The organism is Bifidobacterium sp. (assembly GCF_050874245.1).
Taxonomy (GTDB): domain Bacteria; phylum Actinomycetota; class Actinomycetes; order Actinomycetales; family Bifidobacteriaceae; genus Bifidobacterium.
Window position 1 is genome coordinate 1 of sequence record NZ_JBNMKH010000052.1, and the last position, 15,052, is coordinate 15,052.

Consider the following 15,052-nt stretch of genomic DNA (forward strand, 5'->3'; position numbering starts at 1 on the left):
ATATAACCGCCCAACCCTTGGAGGAATGATGCGTGTTCCTGTCAATTCCCTGAAAATCACGTGACGGAAATGTCACGATGGCGCGAAAAACCACGCATCCGCGCCTCATCCGACGAATTTGTTGACCCGCCGGTCGTATGTCAGCAGACCGTTGAGCTCCTCCTCCACATCGGAAACCTGCGTGTACACGTATCCCGCCAGCCCGCGGGCCTCCAACGCGGCCGCGGAAGCGAGCGCGGAACGCACCGCCGCACGCCAATCGTCAATCGAATCGTATTCGCCGTAACCGTAGGCGCGGGAAACCTCCGCATGTTCCGGCACAAGCTGCGCCAAGCCGCCGAATTCCGAAATCACGAACGCGCGCGCACCATGCCGCGCCACCGGCAGCACCGTGTAATTCGCGGCTCTGCGGTTGCGGCGATGCCGTTTCTCGAATTCGGCCACGTATCCGCGCAACGGACCCTTGTCCGGATAGATTTCCAGCGGACGGAAGTAGTTGTGCACGCTGTGGAAGTCGCCGCAACGCTGGTCGTACCATCCGCTGGTCGCGTCGATCGGACGCGTCGGGTCGAGGGCGTGGATGCGTTCGGCCGCGTCGCATGCGTCGAATTGGCCCCATCCTTCGTTGAACAGTGTCCACGTCACGATCGAGGGGTGCCCGCCGAGCATGTGCACCATCGCGTCGCACATACGCGACCAGTCGCGCCGGTAGATCGGATCGTCCGCGCCGAGCGCCGTGAAATGCTTGGCCGTGTCGTCGCGGAACTTGTTCCAGGTGGAGCGGACCAGCGTCGGCTTGCGATTCGTGGCCCACGCGTTGTACTCGCCGTCCACGCCGCCGCCGGACACCGCGTCCTGCCATACAAGCATGCCGAGTCGGTCGCAATGGTAGTACCAGCGCGACGATTCGACCTTGATATGCTTGCGCAGCATATTGAAACCGGCCTTTTTCATGGATTCGATGTCATAAATCAGCGCCTCGTCGTCGGGCGCGGTCATCAGTCCGTCGGGCCAGTACCCCTGGTCAAGCACGCCTTTGATGAACAGCGGCTTGCCATTGAGATGGAATCGGGCGACGCCTTTCATATCGGGCTTCACTTCGACGGAACGAAACGCGCAGTAGGATTTCACGACATCCGCGAACGGCGGTTTCGCAAGGGTTTCGGCGGCTTCCGAAGGGGTTTGCGGCGGTTCCGAAGGCTGTTTCACGGATTGTTCCACAGCCGATTCCGCGATCGGTTTCACAGCCGGCTTCACTGTCGGGCCAGCCAGCAGCGTCGCGGTCACGTCATACAGATGCGGGTCGGTCGGCGACCACAGATGCTCCGCCGTCGTCCGGATTTCCGTACGGAGCTTGCGGGTTCCGGCGGGCATCGTCTCATCCGCCACCACCGTGCCGTCCGCGGGATCGGTCACGACGATGCGCAGCTTCGCATTCGGCTTGTCGCCGCCGATTTCCGCGCGGATGAACAGTTTTCCGTCGGCGGCGCCCTTCAACGTGAGCGTACGCAGGTAGGCATCCGGCACGATCTCCATCCAGACGCTTTGCCAGATGCCGCTTTGCGCGGTGTACCAGATGCCTTCGCGTTCGATTTTCTGTTTGCCGCGCGGCTGCGTGCCGGAATCGTTGGGGTCGTACACGCACAATGCGATTTCGAAAGCATCGTCGGAATCGATGAACGCGGAAATATCGACATCGAACGGCAGATAACCGCCGACGTGCGTGCCGGCGAGCTGGCCGTTGATATAGCAGGCGCAGATATAATCGACCGCCTCGAAATGCAGAATCAGGCGGTTCGCGTCGCCGATCTGCCGGACCGCCTCCTCGTCACCGAGCGTGACGGGGTGCACGACGGTGCGGTACCACATGAGATTGTCCGGATAAATAGTCTGATGCACGCCGGAAAGCGCGGATTCCGGCGAGAACGGCACGAGGATCTTGCCGTCGAAGGTTTGCGGAATGGCGGCTTCCCTCACCGCCCGCACCGCTTCGTCGCGGGCGAGCATCGCCGCGGTTTTACGCCGTTTCGAAGCGTTCTCGTCTTCCGGAATGGACACGATCGCGTAATCCCACAGACCGTTGAGCATGGTGTGATTACTGCGCACCATGTCCGGCCTTGGATGCTGGTCGAGAATCGGCGTACGTCCTTCGGCCAGCTTGCGCTCCCCTTCTTCGGCTGGAGTGAATGCCTTGTTGCCGGCGCGCGCGGACAGCCACTCGTGTTCGATCCGTTCACCCCACGGCGTCCATAGCTGCCGTAACGGCTCCCGGGATCGCATTTTCGTCGGAGCGGCCTTCAATACGCGTTTGATATCCAGCATGGAGCGTCCCTTCCTGCAGCCTTGCATGCTCTCGCCGTTCCATTGTAAACGGCGGCGCGCCACATGCCGGGAATTCCGCGGTGTCGGGAATTCCGCAGACGACCGCCCGCCACACGTCGCCCGTCGTATTGGAATCGCGATTCGAAGACGATTCTCAGCTACCAATACGTCGCAACACACATCACGACGCATTGTCATCGCACGTCACCACGCGTCACATCGCACGTCACAACACGTCACCACGTGCCACATCGCACGTCATAGCACATTGCAATGTGTCACAATCCAAAATTTTGGCGATTTTTTCGAATCGTGACACATTCACAAAGCGACAAATACCCCCTAGCCGTCTTTTTTAGGTAAGAAAGGAGGAAAAAAGAAGGTACGGGGGTATTTTTCGTATTCACGATGTGTCACGATTCGAAATTTCGCCCCAAAATCGAAATCGTGACACATATAAGGGGGTAAACAAACGTCGGGAACGCAGGAAAGAACCCCGAAAAGCACTCTCGGCAGCGTCGAAAGCGCGGGAAAGTTCCCAAAAATATCGAAAAGGCACCTGCCCGGCGGACGGACAGGTGCCTTCACATGAACAATTGGCCTGAACGGCTCAGATCAGCCTTCCAGCTTCGCCTTTTCCGCGGCGAGACGGGCTGCTTCAGCTTCCTTGCGGGCCTTCAGCTCGGCGTCGAAGCGAGCGAGCTCCTCCTCGACGGCCTCCGGAGGGATCTTCGCAAAGATCGGATGCGGCTTCGGCACCGGAGTTCCGGCCACGATCGGCTCGGACTGCCACGGGTGCACGGTCTTGCCGAGCTCGTAGTCGCCGGTGATGATCGGATAAGTGAAGCCCGGCTTGTCGAGGTCCTCGACCTCCTCAATGTGCGGCAGCGGCGAGAACACGCCGGTTCCGCCAAGGGCCTCCCACACCTTCTGCGCGGAATGCGGCAAGAACGGGGCCAGCAGATGGTTGGCGTCGGACACAGCCTGTGCGGCGGTGTGCAACACAGTGCCGAGGCGGGCCGGATTGTCCTTGATCTTCCACGGTTCGGTGGCGGAGATGTACTTGTTGATGTCGCCGACCACGCGCATCGCTTCGGACAGCGCGTTCTTCTGGCGATGGTTCTCGATGAGGCCACCAACAGTGTCGAACGCGGCCTTGGTTTCGGCCAGCAGGGCGCGGTCCTCGTCGGTGGCGGACGCCTCGTCGAACGCCGGAATCTCACCGAAGTTCTTGTTGATGAGGTTGGCCACGCGGTTGACCAGGTTGCCCCAGGACGCGGCGAGCTCCTCGTTGTTGTGGCGCACGAACTCGGCCCACGTGAAGTCGGAATCGGAGCTTTCCGGACCGGCCACGGAGATGTAGTAGCGCACGGCGTCAACCGGGTAGCGTGCCAGAATGTCCTTCACGTAGATGACGATGCCGCGGGAGGACGAGAACTTCTTGCCTTCCATGGTCATGAACTCGCTGGCCACGACCTGCTCCGGCATGTTCAGCGGGCCGAGCTTGCCGGTCTCGCCGCCCTTGGAGCCCTGGCCGTTGTAGGCCAGCATCTCGGAAGGCCAGATCTGGGAGTGGAACGTGATGTTGTCCTTGCCCATGAAGTAGTAGCCCGGGGTGGACGGATCGTTCCACCAGGCGCGCCATGCCTCCGGATCGCCCTTGCGGCGAGCCCATTCGATGGATGCGGACAGATAGCCGATCACGGCGTCGAACCACACGTACAGCTTCTTGTTCGGGTTGTCGATCCAGCCCTTGACCGGCACCGGAATGCCCCAGTCGATATCGCGCGTGATGGCACGCGGCTTGACTTCCTTGAACAGGCCGATGGAGAAGTTGATGACGTTGGTACGCCAGCCTTCGCGGGTCTTGAGCCACGCCAGATTCGCCTCAGCGAGCGCGGGCAGGTCGAGGAAGAAGTGCTCAGTCTCCTCGAAGCGCGGGGTTTCGCCGTTGATCTTGGAGACCGGATTGAGCAGCTCATCCGGGTCGAGTTCGTTGCCGCAGGCGTCGCACTGGTCGCCGCGGGCGCCGTCGGCGCCGCAAATCGGGCAGGTGCCTTCGATGTAACGGTCCGGCAGGGTGCGGCCGGTGGACGGGGAGATGGCGACCTTCTGGGTGCCCTTGTAGATATAGCCGTTCTTCAGGCACTGCGTGAACAGTTCCTGCACGACTTTCTCGTGGTTGCCGGTGGTGGTGCGCGTGAACAGGTCGTAGCTCAGACCCAAATCACACAGATCCTTGGCGATCACGCGGTTGTAGCGGTTGGCGAGCTCCTGAGCGCTCACGCCCTCCTTGTCCGCCTCCACCAGGATCGGGGTGCCGTGCTCGTCGGTACCCGAGACCATCAGCACGTCATTGCCCTTCATACGTTCGTATCGTGCGTACACGTCGGACGGAACGCCGAAACCGGCGACGTGGCCGATGTGACGCGGGCCGTTCGCGTACGGCCATGCAACATTCACCAAAATATGACTCATGGTGACCGATTATACAAAGCGCCATATCCCACGTTTTCGGCGTATTCCGATAGACGGAAGTGCCGTCGGACGCACCCCGTTCGGACGGTTGCGCGGGCGCGCGCATATGGCGGATATAGCGAATATATGGATATACGAAATACGGACGACGGCCAGCGCGGCCAACATCGGCAGCGGCCGACGGTTATCCACAATGTTGCATCACGAAACAATACTTATCCACATTTCCACCGTTTCGTACGAAGCGGTGGAACGGCGCTTTGAAATCCGTTACGGTACCGACATGGATTCATCACCACCCTTATTAGGCGGCGCCGACCTGCCCGGACCACTTTGCCTGAATGCCCTGCATTCCATGGGCGCGCTATGCAAACTGGACAACGAGAACGCCTACACGTACCACGATTCGCGCACGCTGTATGGCCGCGCCAGCATCATCGCGACGTTGCTGCCAAGCCGATCAGTGGCATGCGCGGGCACCGCAGCCTGGGTATGGTTGGGCGGACTGTTCCCCGAAACCATCGACATCATCGCGAAGGCGCATTGCCGCGCATTGCGATACGGCCGGAAGATCAGCGTGTTTAATCGCAAGGCACCCGACAGCCATGTCATCGCCGTCGGCCCGATCACCGTCACCACACCGCCGCGCACCGCCTGCGATCTGGCCATGAACTGCACTCCGGAAACGTTGCCGTCGGCCATGGAACTCGTCTGCATGCTCATGCAGGAATTCCGGTTCCGCCCCGAAGACTGTCTGCAGATCATGCGCGAGGCCACGCACATCCGCAACGCGCCTTGGGCACGTAATTTCTTCCGGACGATTGAAGGAAAGCTATGACGATTATGCGGCGGGCACGCCATTCACCGGAGAATGCGCGCAGAGAAAACACACGCAGAGAAGACACATGCGGAAAACGGAAATCACGCAAGGCGCACAAGGCTCGCAAAGCAGGGAAAGCGCGGCATGCGGCACGACGTTCGCCGCCGAAATATCAGCCGATGCCACGTCCGAAGGCGCTGGTCGAGCCACCCGCGCCGCCGATTGAACTGACGCCATTGGTGGCGTGCAGCGCCGACACCGCGCAGGACGTGCTATGGCATATCGCGGAGCACGCGCCAAAGCTGCGCAAGTGGCTGGTCGCCAATCCCTCGGCGACACCGGCGATGCTGGAATACCTGGCGCAGGTCGGCGGACCGGGCGTGCCCGAGGCGCTACGGATACTGCTGGAATCGCTGGATGCGCTCGAATCGTGCGAAAACTAACCTTTCGTTCTAGTCTTTCGCTTTAACCCTTTGCTCTACCCTTTGCTCTAGCCCTTCATCGCAAGCACGGCGTTGTAGACCTGCTTGCGGTTGGCAAGCGAACCATCGGACAGCGGGTGTTCGGCGACGACCTGCGAGATCGCGTCCTTGATGCGCAGATTGTCCTCTTGCGCGCGATCCACGGCCAGCACCGCCAAATCCTCGATGGACAGCGTTGCCGGAGCGGCCGCGTCGGCTTCCTCCTCGGAGGCGCCGGCGATGACCAGCACCATTTCGCCGCGTGGCGGATCGTCGGTGACGCTTTGGCGGATTTCGGCGATGGTTCCGCGGCGGATCTGCTCGTAGTCCTTGGTCAGTTCGCGGCACAGCGCCATTTTGCGATTCGGGCCGAGCACGTCGAGCAGGTCCGCCATGGACTCGTCGATGCGGTGCAGGGTTTCGTAGAAAACGATGGTACGACGTTCCGATTTGAGCGCGCGCAGATGCTGCACACGTTCGCTGTGCTTGCGTGGCAGGAATCCTTCGTAGCAGAATCGGTCGGTCGGCAGGCCGGACAGGCAGAGCGCGTCGAGCACCGCGGACGGGCCGGGGGCGCAGGTGACCGGCAGCCCACGGTCGATGGCCCGGCGGACGATGGCCAGTCCCGGATCGTTGATGGTGGGCATGCCCGCGTCGGATACGACGAGCACGGTCGCGCCTTGTTCCACTTGGTCGAGCAGACCGTCGGCCTTGTCACGCTCGTTGTGGTCGTGGTAGGCCACCACGCGTCCGGGCACGCGGATGCCAAGACGATTGGCGAGCGCGTACAGGCGGCGCGTATCCTCGGCCGCGACGATGTCGGCTCCTTCCATCAGCGCGATCAGCCGGGCGGAGGCGTCGGCCGTGTTACCGATCGGCGTGGCCGCAAGTACGACCGTTCCGCGTGGGATGTCGACGTCCGACACCAGTCCGTCAAGTCCGAATTCGGCGCGTTCCGTCGCTTTCGCGAGCCGTGCGGCGGAGTCGGCATCTTCGGCTGGCAGGGCTGGCTGCGCGCTCTCAACAATATGTTCGCTTGTGCTTTCCATATCTCCCAGTATCGCACCGCACTGCCGACGAAAGCCGGACGAAGCCTCGGAACGCATGGTCAGATCGGACGGGACTCGTGCACCATCTGGCGGTCGCCGTAATAGAGGGTGTCACGCCAGGATTCGTGCCGGTCGGGCAAGGTTCCGGCACGCACGCCGTTCGCCCGGTCATGCGCCGCACGGCGGTTCGCCCGCCACGCGGTGATTCGCTCCCACAGATGAGGCGTATCGGCCGGCACGAAGAACCAGCGCAGCCAGCCGACGAACATATCCTCCAGCGAATGCCAGAAGCCGATGTACGACAGCAGCGCCCATGTCGTGACGGTCGCGTTGAATCCGGCGAAGATGGCGTTGCCCCAGTTGCCGGACAGCGTGTCCGCGTAGAACACCAGTGCGGAGAAGATGATGATGCCCCATGGCATCGCCACATACAGCGGCGGCGAGGCGGTGCGGTCGTTGACTTTCGGTGTGCGGGCGAACGGAATCTTCGTATTGGTCATGCCTTGCTGGATCGATTTCAGCGTGCCCGCCAGATTCACGGTCAGCAGCACGATGTTGAATCCGTAGATGCGCAGGATGTCCGACCGCTTGTATCCGTTGCGCTTCAAATCGGAGGACATGGTCAGGAAGTACGGCAACGACGCGGCCACCACCCATGGGCTCAGCAGCCGTTGGTCGAACGGATAGGCGAGCAGGAACATCAGACCGAAGCTCGACCATGCGATCGACGCCATGTAGTTCACGCGCAGGCACCACTCCCCCAGTTTCACCGGGTTGCCTTGCGCGCGTCTGGCTTTGACGATGCGGAAGAATTTGCCGATGATCAGCAGGCCGCCGTTCGCCCAACGCCGCCGCTGCACCACCAGCGATCCGAAGTCCGGCGGGGTCGAGCTGTAGCTCAGTCGTTCCGGATAATTCACCAGATGCCAGCCGTAGTAGCCCAGGTCCACGCTCGATTCGGTGTCCTCGATGACCGTACGGTCCTGGATGTAGGTGCGGATGGTGCGTGGACCTTCCGTGGATACCACGCAGATGTCGCCCAGCGCGGCCTTGCGGATCACGGCGTTCGCACCCACCCAGAAAGTCGCGTCGTAATACGTCATGCCCTGATGCAGCACGTGCTGGATGTCGGTGGTGGCCGCGGCGATGCGTTCGATGCGCGTCGGCGCACCTCGGTAGGACGAGTACGGCGTCTGGATGACGGCCACCCGCTCGTTGCCGGGCTGTTCAAGCTGGTAGACGAGTCGCAGGCAGTAGTCGCGCAGCAGCATGGAATCGGCATCGAGCGTCAGCACATATTCGGAATCGCGCATGACGAAGTCCGGCGACTCCCCCTCGCGCGCGTCACGCAGGAACACGCCATCGGCAGTCTCCTCGCGTTTGATGCGGTGCCCCATCAAACCGATGAAGGAATTGAGGTTCATGGCCTTGTTGCCTTCGGTGGACGTCGACGCGTACTGCTTGCGTTCGAACGACCATCCTTTGACGGTGAAGATCCATACCAGCCGGTTGTACAGTTGCACGATGCGTTCCGGCTTGATCTGCTGCTGCAGCATGGTTGCCTCGTTGAGCGCCTGCTCCGTCAATCGCAGGTCGCGTGCCAAGGCGAGCAGCACCTGGTCGCGGAAGAAATCATCGGTATGGTCCTCGATGACCCACGCGTCGGCCTTGCGTTCAAGCCAGGCGGCGGCGTACCGATAGTCCTCCGCGCATTGGGTGACGATGCTGCGCCGCACATACGTTTGGTCGGCGAGTTCGGCGCGCACGCGTTGCCGCGTCTGCTCGAAGCGATGCGATGGCTCGGACAGTTCACGCATGATTTTCGGGACGAGTCCGCGGCAAGCCTGCAGGATCGCACGGTTCTCGTCGGTTTTCGGATGCGGCGGATCGTCGATGAGCAGCACCACCGCCTCATCGGGGAATTCCTGCAGCGCGGCTGACCAAATCGTCTTCTCCACCACCTTCGGCTGCTCCACATACGAGGGAATCAGCACGGTGATGCCTTTGTCGTAATCGTGCGAGAAATGCTCGTCCAGCATCGCCCGCGGCACGCGTTCGTGTTGCAGGAAACGGTGCAACGCGCCTTGACGCGTCACCAGATAGACCATCGCGCTGAAAATCAGCGTGGTGACGATACCCAGGTACAGCACGCCTTCGATCACGAACCGCAGGGTGACGTGGTCGTTGTAGACGAACAGCGTCAGAATCATGGTGATCATGTAGACCAGCCATGCGATCACAGTGAAGACGATCGCCACGTAGCCAAGCACGATACGCGACGGTTTCGGCTTCTCGTGCATGATGGCCAACGGCTGTGTGGTGGTCTCCGCGCCCCACTGGTGGTGGCGGACATTGCGCTCCTCATGCTCTTTGGCCACGCCTACCCCCTTATATCTTTCTGGAATATTCCCAAGAGGTAGTCACGCAATCACGACTACCCCGTCGATCATGGTCATCCAGTATTACACTGAGTAACTGTACTGCAAATTTTCTGCAACATATCGCACCATGTTGCAGACTGCAAATATTGCCGTATTTGTTTCATGAAAATTGCAGCAACACGGCAACGGGCATGTAGCGAGGAAGCCGCCATACGTACGGTTTCACACCCCAAGAAGGGAGGAATCGATGAAACCGCTGTTCCCAGGAAAGCGATTCTCGTTCTTCCGCCTGTTCGTGGCGTTGCTGTGCGTCACGCTGATCGTCGGCGGCACATGGATGTGGCTGACATTCACGCGCACCGCGGCGAAGAAGATGCCGGCGCCGTGGTTCGGCGGCTACGTGGACGTGACGGCCACACCGCAATACGAATTCGAATCGAACGTCGGCACCGTCTATCAGAACGAGATTCTGTCGTTCATCACCGGCGACGGATGCAAGCCGTCCTGGGGCGGCTATTATTCGCTCGATTCGGCGGCCCATGATCTCGATCTCGACAGCCGCGTGGCGCAGGTCTACAAGACCGGCCGCACGATCACCGTCAGCTTCGGCGGGCAGTCGGGCAAGGAGCTGGCCAGCACCTGCGCCGACGTGGACGCGTTGGCCAACGCATACCAGCAGGTCATCGACCGGTACCACATCACGTCCATCGATTTCGATATCGAGGAGTCGAATCTCGACGGTTACAGCGATGCCGCCACACGGCGGGCGCAGGCTGTGGCGAAGTTGGTCGAGCACGCGAAGGAGAAGAACGAGGACCTTGCCGTAAGCCTGACGATTCCCGCGGATCGTCATGGCATGACGAAGCCCGGTATGGAGACGATTTCCGCCTTCTTCGATTCCGGAGTTTCGCTGGCTTCCGTGAATCTGATGACAATGGATTTCAATGTGCCGTCCACCACGGAGGACCAGTCGTCGCTGATTAAGGAATCGTTGAACGCGGCGCACGCGCAGTACAAGACGATGCTGTACCAACGAGGCAAGCTGTTCAGCGACCATCAGATATGGGAATTGATGGGAGCCACCGTGCTTATCGGCCAGAACGACACCAAAAACGAGTTCTTCACGCTTGACGACGCGCAGCACGTCAATTCGTTCGCGTTGGAAACCAGTCTCGGACGCCTCAGTATGTGGTCGCTGAATCGAGACAAGCAATGCGGTGAGAACTATACGAACACCAATACCATCAAAACGTTCTGCAGCGGCGCGAAGCAGACCGACGGCGAATACGCCACCATGCTCGGCTCCGGACTGACCGGAACACCCGGTTCCATCGTCGACTTCGACATCTCCAAGATGGATTCCTCGAAGTCCAGCACCCAGAGTTACCCGACCTGGAGCGCCGGCACGCAATACAGGCGCGGTGACAAGGTGATCTGGAACGGCAACATCTACGAAGCCCTTGGACCCAGCGAGAACGAGCAGCCCGACAGCGCCGAGAACGGCGTGGACGCGCAATGGCGCATCATCGGACCGGTGCTGTAGCCGGACGGATGGGCAAGACAAAAGCAAGGACCAAGCGGGAAGCGAGAGCGGAAGGATACATCATGGCAGCAATTCATTCCGGCGCCCGGAGCGCGCACGGCAGAACGAGGTACGCCTCCGCAGACGCAGTCGATCCGAATCGTCTGGATCTGCCTGCCAATTGGAACGTCAAACGGCTCAGGCTCATCCTCGGCGTCATCTGCGCCGGAGCGCTGGCGCTCACCGTCATCGTCTACATGCATGAGAGCGTCCTCGCGATTAGGAAGGACCCGGTGACCGTCATCGTGTGGCTTGTCGGCATCGCCGTATGCCTCGTGTACAGCAAGCGACGCAGCCCGATTCCTTTGGCCGCCGGACACACTGCGCTGCCGCTGATTTTCGTCGCGCTGCTCATCACCGGCTACTACAGCGACCTGCTGGCCATGCTGGTCATCATCATCACGCTGTCGGCCTGCATCAGGGCGCGCAACGTACTCGTCGGCTTGCTGCACGCGTGCTCGGAACTGGCGTTGCTGCTATTGATCAGGCCATTGTTCCGGGACGATCCGCGCATGCTGTCCCTGATCGTCAATCCGCATACCAATTACACGTGGCTCAGCCCGTATTCGGTCAGGCATTGGATCATCCCATTCGTGATTGTGATGGTCGCCGCACCATGCATCCGCCTGGTATGCGACCTCATCATCTTCCTGTTCGCCGGACTGCCGTTGCGCAAGGCGATACGCGAATATTCGCTCTCGCGCATCCTTGGCGCAACCGTCGCCGATCTGCTGGCGATCGTCTGGGTGCCGGAACTCATCCGCTTCACCCATACGGCCGACGACCCCGCTTCCACGCTGTCGATGTTCCTGCTGGCAATCTGCCTGTACTCGCTCGTCCTATTGGCTTTCGACATTCTGTCGCGTCTGACGCGCTCCCGTATGGCATTGTCCAGTCTGGCGCTGGTCACCGATGCCTTGCCTTTGCCGAACGTGAATCCGGAGCAGACGGTAACGCGTCGCATCAACCGTGCGCAGAAGCGGCTGCGCTGCTTCATCAGCGATAGTTGCGAATTGGACAAGCCGTGGCATGCGTATCGGTATTCGCAACGCATCGACAATGGTTCGCAGCATTTCTATATCGCTTTCGAACGCGGATTGTGGAATCGTCCGTTCCTGCCGGTCGATATGGAGGTATTGCAGACAGCCGGCGAAATACTCACCGAAGCGCTGCGTGTCAACAACGAAGTGTCGGTGCTGCGTACGGAATCGGAGACAGATGCGTTGACCGGAGCGTTGACGTATCAGGCGTTCCTGGCGCATTTGGAAAGCCTGCAGACGGAGAACGTGCACAACCATGTGGCCATCATCTATCTGGAGGTCGAGCATCTGCGCGGACTCAACACGCAGTATGGCCGCAAAATCGGCAATGCGGCCCTGCGTTGCGTGGCCGATCGTCTTCAGAACGTACGTCCGCCGCAATCAGCGTTCTACCGTGTCAATGGCGACGAATTCGCTTTGGTCATCGCCGACGAGCCGTCTCATGAGGATATCGAGCGGCTGGCCACGACCATGCGCGAGACAGCGAGCGAGCCGATGGTCACCACCATGGGCGAGGTGTCCCTATCCATATCGGTCAGCATGTCGTTCTCCAACGAGGTCACCGGATATGCGCCGCTTCTGTCTGATGCGCGCGCCCATGTGGCCGCGGAAATCAGCATGGACGAAGTCATCGAAACCGATACCGGCGATATCTCCAAAACGTTGCGCAGCGCCATCGAATCCGGCAATATCACGGTGCTGTATCGGCCGATCTTCGACCTCAACACCCGTTCCATCGATTCGCTCAGCACCGTGGTGCGCGTGCATGACGAACACGGCCACACCTTCAACCCGCATTTCGTGCTGGACGAGGCCCGCAAACTGGATATCAGCGCGAAGCTCACGCAGGCCGCGCTCGACATCTGCGCGGAGGATATGGAACGCTTCCGCGAGATCGCGCCGCAGCTCACCATCGTGGGACTGTGCATGAACGGCGGCGAGACCAACCGTTCCGGCTTCACGGACCATATCAAGGAACTGTGCGCGAGGTATCCGCACCTGCGTTTCTGCCTGCAGCTGGGCTCGCACGCCGTGCATAGCCCGTACGACGGCTTCGAGAACGCGGTCCGCGATCTGGCTGCGATGGACCAAGTGAGCATTGGCCTGACGCACACCGGTTCGTCGTATTCGGAAGTGAACACGTTCTCGCGACTGCCGATCACCTTCGCGCACATTGACGGACGCGTGGTCGGCGAATACAAGAATCCGACAGCGGCGCATCTGATGAGCAATCTGGTGAAATTGACGGACAACGACGGCTTCAAGCTGGTATTCGACGGCGTGGCGCTGCCCGACCAGGTCGAATTCGTGCATTCGATCGGAGGTACGCTGGCCGAGGGCGACCTGCTCAGCACGGCGATGACGGCCAACGAGCTGCTCATGCGGCTGCAGACGACCGGCACCGCTTTGATCCGATAGCGGTTTGTCGGCAGCCGTACGCAGGCCATCGTCCGCCGCCTGACATGACGGAAGGATTGACGATTTGTGCAGATTTGCCACCCGTAGCCGCGTCACCCCGTCGTCTGCGCAGACCCGTTGGTAATCTGTGATTGGTTTACGTGGCAAACCAATCACGAATGATGGAAAAGCGAGCCATATAAGCAGAACCGCGCGTCCGCGCGCAAAATCACACAGAGAGACCCATGAATATCATCAATTTCTTCGTCAACCTCATCAAGGACCCCCGCACCGCGATTGCCAGCTGGATCGCGATGGGCGTCGCCCCGACCCTCGGCTTCATCTTCCTCATCGTCTTCATCGAGACCGGTGTGGTCTTCTTCCCGTTCCTGCCGGGCGATTCCCTGCTGTTCGCGGCCGGCTTCTTCGCCGCTCCCGACGCGAAGACCGGCGTGTCCGCGCTGCCGCTGTTCGCTCTGCTGCCGGTGGTCTGGTGCGCGCCAATCATCGGCGACCAGTGCAATTACTGGATCGGCCACTTCTTCGGCCGCCGCATCCTCGAATCCGGCAAGGTCAAGGCCATGACCCCGGAGCGCATCGAGAAAACCGAGAAGATGATTGAGAAGTGGGGCCCGCTGGCCGTGTTCCTGGGACGTTTCTTCCCGTTCATCCGCACGTTCATGCCGTTCATCTCCGGCATTTCCGGCATGCGTTGGAGCCGTTTCACGCCGTTCTCCGTGCTCGGCGGCCTGTGCTGGTCCACGCTGTTCACGCTGCTCGGCTATTTCTTCGGTGGCATTCCGGCGGTGCAGAAGCACTTCGAATTGGTGATCATCGCGATTCTGGTGCTGTCACTGATTCCGACGATCGTCGGCCTGCTCAAGGCCAAGTTCGGCAAGAAGAAGCCGGAAAGCACCACGGAAGCCGAGTGATTTGCTTTCCAGTAATCGCAAGGTGGCTGTGCCAGACGATTACCGAGCAATCGCAAGGTGGCTGCCGGATGATTGTCGGCTAATCGTCGGCTGATTGCAACACGCGGAGTGCGGAATTGCGTTTTTCCGCACTCCGTACTAGTATTCTGAGAGTTGCCTTGCAGAGCAGGGTGACATCCACGGGGCTGTAGCTCAGTTGGTAGAGCGCTTCGTTCGCATCGAAGAGGTCGCGGTTTCGACTACCGTCAGCTCCACTAAGCCCGCTGCATTCATTCCACCGCAGCGGGCTGTTTCTTTTTGCTTTCTTTTTTTACTTTTCTTTCGACTCCTTGCGATTCCGTTTTCCGCGATTTTCCAACGATTCCCACGCCGCCGATTCCTGCACCGCCATCGCAAAGTCGGACTGCAAGACCCCACTGCGTTCCCAAACACCCGCCCAAGCCTCCGCACGCCAAAAGTCACATTCAACCACGTTAAACGCCAGTTAACGGGGTCATTTTCGCGTTTTCAGCAACTTTGACCCCGTTAAAACCTGTTTTTCTGCATTTTTACCGCCCTAAACCACCCCTAATAGGCCTTTTACGTCAAA

General features: G+C 60.3%; 9 protein-coding genes and 1 tRNA gene. 6 read left to right on the top strand and 4 right to left on the bottom strand.

Annotated elements, in window-relative coordinates:
• Positions 1-105: 105 nt before the first annotated feature.
• Together ACR0P8_RS06670 and metG are read right to left on the bottom strand one after the other, a co-directional pair.
• Positions 106-2,322, bottom strand: coding sequence for a glycoside hydrolase family 2 protein (locus tag ACR0P8_RS06670; RefSeq protein ID WP_432624353.1), 2,217 nt, complete (start codon positions 2,320-2,322; stop codon positions 106-108).
• 615 nt (positions 2,323-2,937) lie between these two features.
• Positions 2,938-4,800 (bottom strand): methionine--tRNA ligase, encoded by a 1,863-nt coding sequence (gene metG / locus ACR0P8_RS06675; protein WP_432624354.1) that lies wholly within the window; start codon positions 4,798-4,800, stop codon positions 2,938-2,940.
• Between the two features lie 283 nt (positions 4,801-5,083).
• On the opposite strand from metG, the gene ACR0P8_RS06680 reads away from it, so the two are divergent.
• Entirely contained in the window at positions 5,084-5,638 is a 555-nt protein-coding gene (locus ACR0P8_RS06680; protein ID WP_432624355.1) for a hypothetical protein, read from the top strand.
• A gap of 161 nt (positions 5,639-5,799) precedes the next feature.
• On the top strand, positions 5,800-6,063 hold the full coding sequence (locus ACR0P8_RS06685) for a hypothetical protein (RefSeq protein WP_432624356.1): 264 nt from the start codon (positions 5,800-5,802) through the stop codon (positions 6,061-6,063).
• Positions 6,064-6,110: 47 nt separating this feature from the next.
• Here ACR0P8_RS06685 and rsmI read toward each other — a convergent pair whose 3' ends face one another.
• Together rsmI and ACR0P8_RS06695 are read right to left on the bottom strand one after the other, a co-directional pair.
• Complete coding sequence (gene rsmI / locus ACR0P8_RS06690; protein WP_432624357.1) at positions 6,111-7,130, bottom strand: 16S rRNA (cytidine(1402)-2'-O)-methyltransferase; 1,020 nt, start codon at positions 7,128-7,130, stop codon at positions 6,111-6,113.
• Between the two features lie 59 nt (positions 7,131-7,189).
• Positions 7,190-9,508, bottom strand: coding sequence for a glycosyltransferase family 2 protein (locus ACR0P8_RS06695; protein WP_432624358.1), 2,319 nt, complete (start codon positions 9,506-9,508; stop codon positions 7,190-7,192).
• Between the two features lie 250 nt (positions 9,509-9,758).
• Between ACR0P8_RS06695 and ACR0P8_RS06700 the strand changes: the two genes are divergently transcribed.
• From ACR0P8_RS06700 to ACR0P8_RS06715, 4 genes are all read left to right on the top strand, one after another.
• Entirely contained in the window at positions 9,759-11,054 is a 1,296-nt protein-coding gene (locus ACR0P8_RS06700) for a chitinase (RefSeq protein WP_432624359.1), read from the top strand.
• 62 nt (positions 11,055-11,116) lie between these two features.
• A complete protein-coding gene (locus ACR0P8_RS06705; protein WP_432624360.1) occupies positions 11,117-13,552 on the top strand; it encodes an EAL domain-containing protein in 2,436 nt (811 codons plus the stop codon).
• A 224-nt stretch (positions 13,553-13,776) separates the two neighbouring features.
• Positions 13,777-14,463: a DedA family protein gene (locus tag ACR0P8_RS06710; protein WP_432624361.1), complete on the top strand. Its 687-nt coding sequence runs from the start codon at positions 13,777-13,779 to the stop codon at positions 14,461-14,463.
• Between the two features lie 181 nt (positions 14,464-14,644).
• A tRNA-Ala gene (locus ACR0P8_RS06715) sits at positions 14,645-14,717 on the top strand.
• Positions 14,718-15,052 lie beyond the last annotated feature (335 nt).

Coding starts and splice junctions, on each gene's coding strand:
- rsmI (WP_432624357.1), bottom strand. CDS start 7,130: ATGGAAAGCACAAGCGAACATATTGTTGAGAGCGCGCAGCCAGCCCTG.
- ACR0P8_RS06685 (WP_432624356.1), top strand. CDS start 5,800: ATGCCACGTCCGAAGGCGCTGGTCGAGCCACCCGCGCCGCCGATTGAA.
- ACR0P8_RS06700 (WP_432624359.1), top strand. CDS start 9,759: ATGAAACCGCTGTTCCCAGGAAAGCGATTCTCGTTCTTCCGCCTGTTC.
- ACR0P8_RS06680 (WP_432624355.1), top strand. CDS start 5,084: ATGGATTCATCACCACCCTTATTAGGCGGCGCCGACCTGCCCGGACCA.
- ACR0P8_RS06670 (WP_432624353.1), bottom strand. CDS start 2,322: ATGCTGGATATCAAACGCGTATTGAAGGCCGCTCCGACGAAAATGCGA.
- ACR0P8_RS06710 (WP_432624361.1), top strand. CDS start 13,777: ATGAATATCATCAATTTCTTCGTCAACCTCATCAAGGACCCCCGCACC.
- metG (WP_432624354.1), bottom strand. CDS start 4,800: ATGAGTCATATTTTGGTGAATGTTGCATGGCCGTACGCGAACGGCCCG.
- ACR0P8_RS06705 (WP_432624360.1), top strand. CDS start 11,117: ATGGCAGCAATTCATTCCGGCGCCCGGAGCGCGCACGGCAGAACGAGG.